This window comes from Limimaricola litoreus, from assembly GCF_024159025.1.
GTDB classification, from domain to species: domain Bacteria; phylum Pseudomonadota; class Alphaproteobacteria; order Rhodobacterales; family Rhodobacteraceae; genus Limimaricola; species Limimaricola litoreus.
Genome location: NZ_JAMYXC010000031.1, coordinates 1 through 4,397 on the forward strand (window position 1 = coordinate 1; position 4,397 = coordinate 4,397).

General features: G+C 69.1%; 3 protein-coding genes, 1 tRNA gene and 1 pseudogene. 3 read left to right on the plus strand and 2 right to left on the minus strand.

Translation table 11 applies throughout. From position 1 onward, the window contains the following. Nucleotides 1-286, minus strand: a pseudogene (locus NHG85_RS02695) (lytic murein transglycosylase); the annotation flags it as partial. A gap of 192 nt (nt 287-478) precedes the next feature. Here NHG85_RS02695 and NHG85_RS02700 point away from each other — a divergent pair. Then, entirely contained in the window at nt 479-1,744 is a 1,266-nt protein-coding gene (locus NHG85_RS02700) for a cation:proton antiporter (RefSeq protein ID WP_253329580.1), read from the plus strand. Between the two features lie 18 nt (nt 1,745-1,762). Here NHG85_RS02700 and NHG85_RS02705 read toward each other — a convergent pair. Next, nucleotides 1,763-1,836, minus strand: a tRNA-Cys gene (locus NHG85_RS02705). Nucleotides 1,837-2,058: 222 nt separating this feature from the next. Between NHG85_RS02705 and NHG85_RS02710 the strand changes: the two genes are divergently transcribed. Together NHG85_RS02710 and NHG85_RS02715 are read left to right on the plus strand one after the other, a co-directional pair. Further along, a complete protein-coding gene (locus tag NHG85_RS02710) occupies nt 2,059-2,712 on the plus strand; it encodes a protein-L-isoaspartate O-methyltransferase family protein (protein WP_253329582.1) in 654 nt (217 codons plus the stop codon). Nucleotides 2,713-2,766: 54 nt separating this feature from the next. Further along, nucleotides 2,767-4,149, plus strand: coding sequence for a TolC family outer membrane protein (locus NHG85_RS02715; protein ID WP_253329584.1), 1,383 nt, complete (start codon nt 2,767-2,769; stop codon nt 4,147-4,149). The last annotated feature ends 248 nt before the right edge of the window (nt 4,150-4,397 follow it).

Below are 4,397 nucleotides of genomic sequence, written 5' to 3' on the forward strand. Positions count from 1 at the left end.
CGCCGCGCCGGAAATAGGCGCCGGGACTGGCGAACTCGGCCTGCCGCTGCCGGCGCGGGGCGGTGCCGCTCGCGCCCGGCGGCACGAGGTCGGGCAGGTCCCAATCCAGGCTCACGCCGGAGAAGGCCGCCTCGAACACCGCGCGCGAGACGCCATCGGCGCGGGCCCGCGGCCAGAGATTTTGTTCAAGCCAGCCTCGGAACTGCCGCTCGACCTGTGGGCGATCCTGCGCGGCGAGCGGGCCGGGCAGGGCGAGGGCGGCGAGAAGCAGCAAGAGGCGCAGCATGTCGGGGTCCGTTCGGCTGGGGCGGTGCGCGGCCGAGACTAGGGAGCGTGACGGGACCTGTCACGCAAGGCGGCGGCCGGGCGGCGCGATCCCGCCGCCCCGTCGTTGCCGCAACGCCCGCACTTGCCCCATCCCCGCCGCGCCGCAGGTTAGCCGGTGACGCGAGCATGGCTGCAGGGAGGTCGGGAGCAGATGCAAGGCGAGCCGTTTTTCGGGCTGAACCCCTACCACGTGGCGCTGGCGGTGCTGGGCATCACTGTCATCCTCGCGCGCTGGCTGCCGCGGCTGGTGTCGCGGCGCGAGCCCGCGGCGGCACCCTTGATGATCCTGTTCGGCGCGGGCGTAGCGCTCTTGCTGCCCGATCTCGCCACGCTGCCCGATCCGCGCGAGACGCCGCAGCCATGGGAGCTGGTGAGCGAGCTGACCGTGATCGTGGCGCTGTTCGGCGCCGGTATGCGGATCGACGATCTCGGGCCATGGTCGCGCTGGATGCCAACGATCCGGATGCTGGGCATCGCGATGCCGCTGACGATCGCCGCGGTGGCGCTCCTCGGGGTGGGTCTCGTGGGCATGACCGTGGCGGGGGCGATCCTTCTGGGGGCGGTGCTGGCGCCGACCGATCCGGTGCTGGCTGCCGACGTGCAGGTCGGCCCGCCGCAGGAGGGGGCGGAGCATCCGGTGCGCTTTACCCTGACGACCGAGGCCGCGCTCAACGACGGTCTGGCCTTTCCCTTTGTCTATCTGGGGCTCATCGTCGCCGCCGAAGGGCTCAATCCCGAGGCTTGGCTGCTCGACTGGTTTTTGCTCGATGTCGTCTACCGGATCGCGCTGGGCGTCGCGATGGGCTGGATCGGTGCCAAGGCGCTGGGCTACGTGCTGTTCCGCCTGCCGCGCGACGCGGCGCTGGCCCAGACCGGCTCGGGCGTGGTCGCGCTGGCGGGCATCTTGCTGTGCTACGGCTCGACGGAGTTGATCGAGGGCTACGGCTTCATCGCGGTCGCCATGCTGGGGCTGACCTTGCGCCGGATCGAGAAGGACCATCACTTCCATCGCCGCCTGCATGATTTCTCCGAATCGATCGAACACGCGCTGACGGCGGCGCTTCTGGTTGCGCTGGGCACGATGCTGCCGCTGCTCATCGGCGATCTGACATGGGCGCAGGTCGCGGTGGCGATGACATTGCTGCTGGTGGTCCGGCCGCTGGCAGGATGGGTCGCGATGGCGGGCACGGGGATGAATCCGCGCGATCGCGGCATCGTCGCGGTCTACGGCGTGCGCGGCATCGGCTCGATCTACTACCTGTGCTACGCGGGCAGCCACATGGAGTTCGCCGACGAGGCGTCGCTGTGGTCGCTGGTGGCGCTGGTCATCCTCGCCTCGACGCTGCTGCACGGCTTCAGCGTCGGCTGGGCGATGGAGCAATCGAGCGAGGCACAGCCCGAGGGGCAGGGCAGGTAGATCGAAGCTGGGGGAGAATGGAGGCGGGTACCGGAATCGAACCGGTCTACACGGATTTGCAATCCGCTGCGTAACCTCTCCGCCAACCCGCCTCGGTGCCGGCTTCACTAGGGTCTGTCGAAGGAGGCGTCAAGCGGTTATCGCCGCGATCCCGGCCGCGAAAGGCGGGCTCTGCGCCTGCCGCGCGGGGGGGCAAGTGTGACCCGCAGGCCCCGCGGCGCGGCGCGACGGGGGCAGGGGGCGTTGCGCAGTTGCCGCTCCGCCGGGGTTGTGGCATCAGGGCCATGGCGAAACTGAACGAAAGAGTCCGGTCCGTGGTTGATTATGCGACCCGCCGCGTCTTCATGGTCGACACCCAGGTGCGGCCCTCGGACGTGACGAAATTCCCGATCATCGACGCGATGCTCGATGTTCCCCGCGAAGCCTATGTCCCCGCCGCGCTGCGCGAGGCCGCCTATGTGGGCGAGAACCTCGTTCTGAGCGACGACCGGGTGGTGCTCGAGCCGCGCACGCTGGCCAAGATGCTCGACGGGCTCGAGATCGATCCGCAGGACGCGGTGCTCGATCTGGGCTGCGGGCTGGGCTATTCCACCGCGCTTCTGGCGCGGATGGCGAGCTTTGTCGCCGCGGTCGAGGACGACGAGGCGCGCGCCGCGGAGGCGCAGTCGCTGCTTTCCGAGAACGGTGTCGACAACGCCGCCGTGATCTGCGGGCCGCTCAACCAAGGCGCGCCCAAGAGCGCGCCTTACGACGTGATCATCCTGCAAGGCGCCATCGAGCGCTTTCCCGAGGCGCTGGCCGATCAGCTGCGCGAGGGCGGGCGCGTCGCCGCGATCTTTGCCGAAGGCGCGCTCGGCGTGGTGCGAATCGGTTACAAGATCGATGGGCGCATCTCCTGGCGTTTTGCCTTCAATGCCGGAGCCCCTCTCCTGAAGGGCTTCGAAGCGACACGGGACTTCGTGTTGTAAGTCGACCAACAATAAGAATCACAGTGGGGCGCTATGCGGCGATTTTGGGGAAGCTTGATTTTGGGCGCCGGTCTTGCCGCCGCTCTGGCCGGGGCGACGCGGGCCGAGACACTCGCGGACGCCCTGGCCCATGGCTACGAGAATAGCGGCCTGCTGGAGCAGAACCGGGCTTTGCTGCGTGCCGCCGACGAGGGCACGGCACAGCTGCTGGCCACGCTGCGGCCGATCATCAGCTGGTCGGCGAACACGAGCGCCGCGTCAGGCTCCAACATCCGGGGGCTCGATGCCGCGCAGCGCCGCGCAGGCGATATCGAGTTCGACAATATCAACCTGAGTGCGCAGGCCACGCTGTCGGCCTCGCTGCTGCTCTATGATGGCGGTCAGACCCGCTACAGCCTCGATTCGCAAAAGGCGCTGGTGCTGTCGACACGCGAACAGCTGCGCCAGGTCGAGCTGCAGGTGCTGCAGCGGATCGTCGATGCCTATCTCGGCGTGCAGCGGGCCGCGGCCTTCGTGGAGCTGCGGCGCAACAACCTGCGGCTCATCACCCAGGAACTTCAGGCCGCGCGCGATCGCTTCGAAGTGGGCGAGATCACGCGGACCGACGTCTCCCTCGCGGAGGCGCAGCTTGCATCGGCGCGCAGCGCGCTGGCCTCCAACGAGGGCGACCTGGTTCAGGCGCAGGCCGAGTTCCGCGCCGCGGTAGGCCGCGCGCCCGACTCGCTCGCCACGGTTCCGGATGCGCGGATTCCCGGCAGCCTCGCGGAGGCGCAGGCCATCGCGCGGCGCGAGCATCCGGCCATTCTTCAGGCCCAGCATTCGATCAGCGTGGCGGAGCTCAACATCGCTGCCGCCGAGGCCGCGAAGCGCCCGACACTGTCGCTCGGCAGCAGCATTTCGATCAACGAGGAGTTCGACGACACCGAATCGGTCGGCCTCTCGCTCAATCAGACGCTGTATTCCGGCGGTGGGATCGAGAGCCGGGTACGCGAGGCCAAGGCCCGCCGCGACGCCGCCCGGGGAGCATTGCTGAACGCCAGCCGCACCATCGACCGCAACGTCGCGAATGCCTATGCGCTGCTGCAGGTGGCGCGCGCCAGCATCGAGGCCTCGGGCCGCGAGGTGCGCGCCGCACAGGTCGCCTTCGACGGGCTGCGCGAAGAGGCGCAGCTCGGCGCGCGGACGACGCTCGACGTGCTCAATGCCGAGCAGGACCTGCTCGATGCGCGCGCCACGCTCGTTTCGGCGCAGATCGACGAGACGCTGGCGACCTATGTCGTGCTGTCGGCGATCGGAAGGCTGACGGCGGAGCAGCTGGGCCTTCCGGTGCAGGTCTACGACGCAAGCGCCTATTACAACCTCGTGCGCAATGCGCCTTCGGGAAGCTCGGAGCAGGGCCGCGCGCTCGACCGCGTGCTGGAGGCCATCGGGCGTTAACCGCGGCTGGCAGGATTCTTGCCCGAACCTGCGGCCTTCGCTAGACTTCACCCGAGGCAAGCAGGGTAGAACATGTCCGATCCGGTCAAGAGCGTCGAAATCGAGGATGTCCTGTCCTCCATCCGCAGGTTGCTTGCCGATGGCGAGCAGCAGGCCACGGCTCCGGGGCCGCGCCCCGTCGATCGGCCCGGACGGGCGGCGACGGCTCCGGCCCCCGCTCGTGCCGAACGCCGCGCCGATGCGCCCTT

Coding starts and splice junctions, on each gene's coding strand:
- NHG85_RS02700 (WP_253329580.1), top strand. CDS start 479: ATGCAAGGCGAGCCGTTTTTCGGGCTGAACCCCTACCACGTGGCGCTG.